Source organism: Ferruginibacter sp., from assembly GCF_014377975.1.
In the GTDB taxonomy this organism is placed as follows: Bacteria; Bacteroidota; Bacteroidia; order Chitinophagales; family Chitinophagaceae; genus Ferruginibacter.
The window spans coordinates 1-4258 of record NZ_JACMOO010000293.1 but is presented as its reverse complement, the minus strand read 5'-3'; the positions used below and the strand labels follow the sequence as shown (position 1 = coordinate 4258).

2 protein-coding genes are annotated in these 4258 nt (G+C 42.2%); both read left to right on the top strand.

Features of this window, described 5'->3' with window-relative positions:
- Window positions 1-2883 (top strand): SusC/RagA family TonB-linked outer membrane protein (locus H7254_RS15120; RefSeq protein WP_301933755.1); only part of this gene is annotated, 2883 nt, incomplete at its 5' end.
- Between the two features lie 20 nt (window positions 2884-2903).
- On the top strand, window positions 2904-4258 hold a 1355-nt coding region (locus H7254_RS15115), incomplete at its 3' end, for a RagB/SusD family nutrient uptake outer membrane protein (protein WP_301933754.1).

The window sequence follows — 4258 nt, the reverse complement described above, 5'->3', positions numbered from 1 at the left end:
GGCGTTACGGTAAAAATAAAAAATGGGGCTGCTGTCGGAGTTACCGATGCGTCCGGAATTTTCAATGTTTCTGTACCGGTAAAAACTAAGGCCATCATTTTTTCTTCGGTAGACTACAGCGAAATTGAGTTGCCTGTTACTGCCGGCGAAATGCTGGTAGCCATGAAAAAAGGCAACCAGGTATTGTCTGAAGTAATCATTTCAGGATATGTTACCAGGTCAAAACGTGCCAACACTGGCTCTGCGTCGGTAATATCAGTAGATGACGTACGCTCGCAACCGAATGCATCCTTTGACCAGCTTTTACAGGGGCAGGCGCCTGGACTAAATGTTAAAACAGGCTCGGGGCAACCGGGCACAAGTGCCGATGTGGTAATAAGGGGTAAAGGCTCCATCAACGGATCTACAAATCCGTTGTACATATTAGACGGAATAGAAATCAGGGGTTCCGATTTTAGTTCAATGAACCAAAATGATTTTGAAACCATCACTGTGTTAAAAGATGCAGCTTCAACTTCCATTTACGGTTCAAGAGGTTCAAACGGTGTAATTGTTATTACCACCAAAAAAGGAAAAGCTGGCCGGTTGAAAATAAATTACGACGTGCAAATAGGAACTTCTAAACTTCCCAAAAATCAATTACTGTTAATGAACACAAAGGAGAAGCTTGATTTTGAAACAAAGATTGCAGGTAACCCCTGGGGATGGACAGACCAGCAGGTGGCCGATTACCGAAAAATAAACACCAATTGGGATGATTATGTATTTAGAAAAGGCAATACCCAATCGCACCAGTTATCGCTTTCCGGCGGTAGCGAAAAGACAACTTTTTATAGTTCGCTCGGCTATTATAATGAAGAAGGGATTACCATCGCTACCGGTATAAAAAAATACAATGCCCGTCTAAACATCGCACATACAGAAAATAATATAAAAATGGGCGTGAACCTTGCCACCGGCTGGTCTGATTTTACCAGTACTTTGGAAGGAAATTCCGGTGTAGGTTCGCCACTAAACACAGTGATATGGGCGCTGCCATACGAAACGCCTTACACATCCACAGGCAAGTATACCAACTCCGTACAATTTCCTTTCTGGATAAACCCTGTTGAAGAATTAACAGAAAATAAAAACAGCAGTGCCCGGTTGAAGGGCTCTGGTAATATGTATTTAGAATGGAAACTTCCCTGGGTAAAAAACCTTACGTATAAAATTAACGGTGGTCTTGATTATTCGCAATTTGAAGGCTTTGGCATTACCAAAAATGGCACACAGAGTGCTTTGCAAAACGATGCACTGGGCCAGGCTTTCAGGCTGAACGGAGAAGTGAGCCGCAGCCTTGACAGGCGTACAAAATATACCATCACCAATAGTTTAAATTATCGCACCTTACTTGATAAAGCTGGAAACCACAGCCTGTCAACTTCAGTATTTACCGAATTTGTAAGCAACAAGGGACGAAGTTTTAATTATACCGGCTATGGATTGTTGCTGCCTTTTGACAATGAAGCAGGGCTTGTTGCAGGTACTATTTCAAATGGGTTTATTCCGGTTGTTGGTGGTGGATTCCCTGAAAACAGTGCATTAATGTCCTATTTCGGTTCCGTTGATTATGCCTTTAAAAATAAATATTACCTAACAGTTACAGGACGTACCGACGGATCATCCAAGTTAAGCCCGGAACACCGGTGGACAAAATACGGGTCGGTAGGCGGCGGATGGATCGTAAGTGATGAAGGTTTTTTTAAGATACGGGCTATCAATTACCTGAAACTAAAAGGCAGCTACGGAAGCGTAGGCAATCAAAATGGTATTGGCGATTTTCCGTACAAACAACGCTACGGAAGGGGAACCTATAGTGGCGCTGGAACATTGCAAATCGGAGGCTTGGGTAACGTTGATCTTACCTGGGAAAAAAGGAGTACTGCAAACATCGGTGTTGACCTCGAACTATTTAAAAACAGGTTAAGAACATCCGTTGAAGTGTATAAAAGTCTGACAAAGGGACTGTATTTCTCTCCTTTTGTACCCAGTACCAGTGGTGGCGGGGGAGCTATTCTAAGTAACAATGGCAGCATGGAGAATAAGGGAATAGAAATTACTTTTAGCGTAAAAATAGTAGACACCAAAGATTTTAAATTTTCGGTAGATCTTAATTATGCTTACAACAAAAACACCATAAAATCCTTGCCGGATAAACAGGATTTTCAATTGTACAAAAGCTTTCAGGCTTTAAAAGTTGGAAAGCCGTTAAATAGTTTTTACCTGGTACCTTTTGCAGGTGTTAATCCTGCAAATGGCAATTCTAGATATCTGAAAGCAGATGGTAAAACAATCACGGAAGACTATGATGCAAACGACCTGGTAGTGCTGGGCACCAGTGATGCACCACACAACGGCGGTGTTACAACTACCTTTTATTTTAAAGGAATTGAGTTGTCTGCTTTCGGCGTAATCTCGGCCGGAAATTATATCTATAACAATGCCCGTATTAATGTAGAAAACTCAGGCTATACTTCATCGGGTTTTGCAAAAAATGGTATCAATGCATGGACTACACCAGGCCAGATAACTAACTTTCCAAGAATTACAGAAACCACGCAGAGCAAAACAACAAGATATCTTGAAAAAGGAGATTTCTTTAGATTGCGCAATGTTCAACTCGCTTATTCTATACCCAAAGTTGTAGTGGAAAAATTAAAGATTCAGGCGGTGAGGATATTTGTACAAGGCCAGAATTTATACACCAAATTCAAATTCCAGGGCTGGGATCCGGAAGTTTCCTCTATCAGTTCTGCGGACGCTAATTCAAGTGCAGATGTTACGGGCGCCCAGTATCCAACTTTAAAAAGAGTAACCTTTGGATTGAACGTAACCTTTTAATCAACCTCAATTACACACAAATGAAAAATATATTTAAGCTCACAGCTATTACATTATTTACAGGTTTGGTCTTACTTTCTTCCTGCAAAAAAGAATTAGAAACAACCCCACAAACTTCCTTAACAGATCTTAAAACCTTTGATGATGTAAGGAGCGCCCTGAAGGGTTGTTATGCCGGTTTTCAAAGTGCAGATTATTATAACAATCCTGCTGCTTCAGGTTCAGGAAGCGGATGGAGTGCTTTGCCCGATTTAATGGGTGATGATATGATAGAAGCACTTGAAAGTCTTGGCAACTGGCGAACCCAATCTGAAATGAGTTATGCTGCGGACTATGGACCAATACAAAGTGTTTACAGCCAGCCGTATGAAATTATTTCAAGAGTGAATAACCTTTTAAATTTCATCGTTAATTACGAAACAGGCGACAATGCTGCAGAAGCAAAACGAATAAAAGCCCAGGCACTTGCAATAAGGGCGCATGCCCATTTTGATTTGTTGCGTTATTTTGCCCCAACTTATGATCGTACTTCTACCAACCCCGGCGTGGCGTACGTAACAATATTCAACGCTATAAAACCTTTTGCAAATCTGCCTCCACGCAATTCGGTAAAGGAAGACTATGATAAAATTTACGCAGATTTAAATGATGCGCTTACTGCGTTCAGAAATGGAGGAGATACACCGGCTAACGACTCAAGAAATTATATTGACAGCACAGTGGTGTACGCCATCAAGGCAAGGGTAGATTATTATGCATCAGACTGGAATGCGGCTATAAGCGATGCCACCATTGCACTTAACCTTCGGCCGCTGACTGACGCTGCCGGCTTTGCAGCCGTATTTTCTGCAGCAGGTGAACCTGCTCCTTCAAGTGAAGTGTATTGGGCCATTCCATCCGATGGCAGTATGACACCGGGTGGTGCTACCAACGGAGCCAATCCTAATTACAGGGTTTCTTCACCCATGTCAAAAATTATAATTGCGCAGGGCGGCGCATACGCAAATTCTTCACTCATAGGTTTTGACCAAACCGGCATTGGTAATTTTCCACGTACGCTTTCGCGTAAGTATGCGGGTATAAAAAGCTTTAAAGTTTTCAGGGCGGGCGAAATGATACTGATACGTGCTGAAGCCAAACAACAGACCGGTGATGCAACTTCATTGGATGACCTGAATGAGCTAAGAACAAACAGGGGAGTTGCAACAGGCAGCGAAACAGGAACTGCATTATTGAACGCAATAATTTTACAGCGCAGAGTTGAGTTACTCTCTGAAGGACACCGGTGGTTTGATATTAAAAAGACAACCAGAACTATTAACAGAACAGAATGCGGCACTGCAGGTGGTTCTACTTCCAACGTTTGCAGCATCGC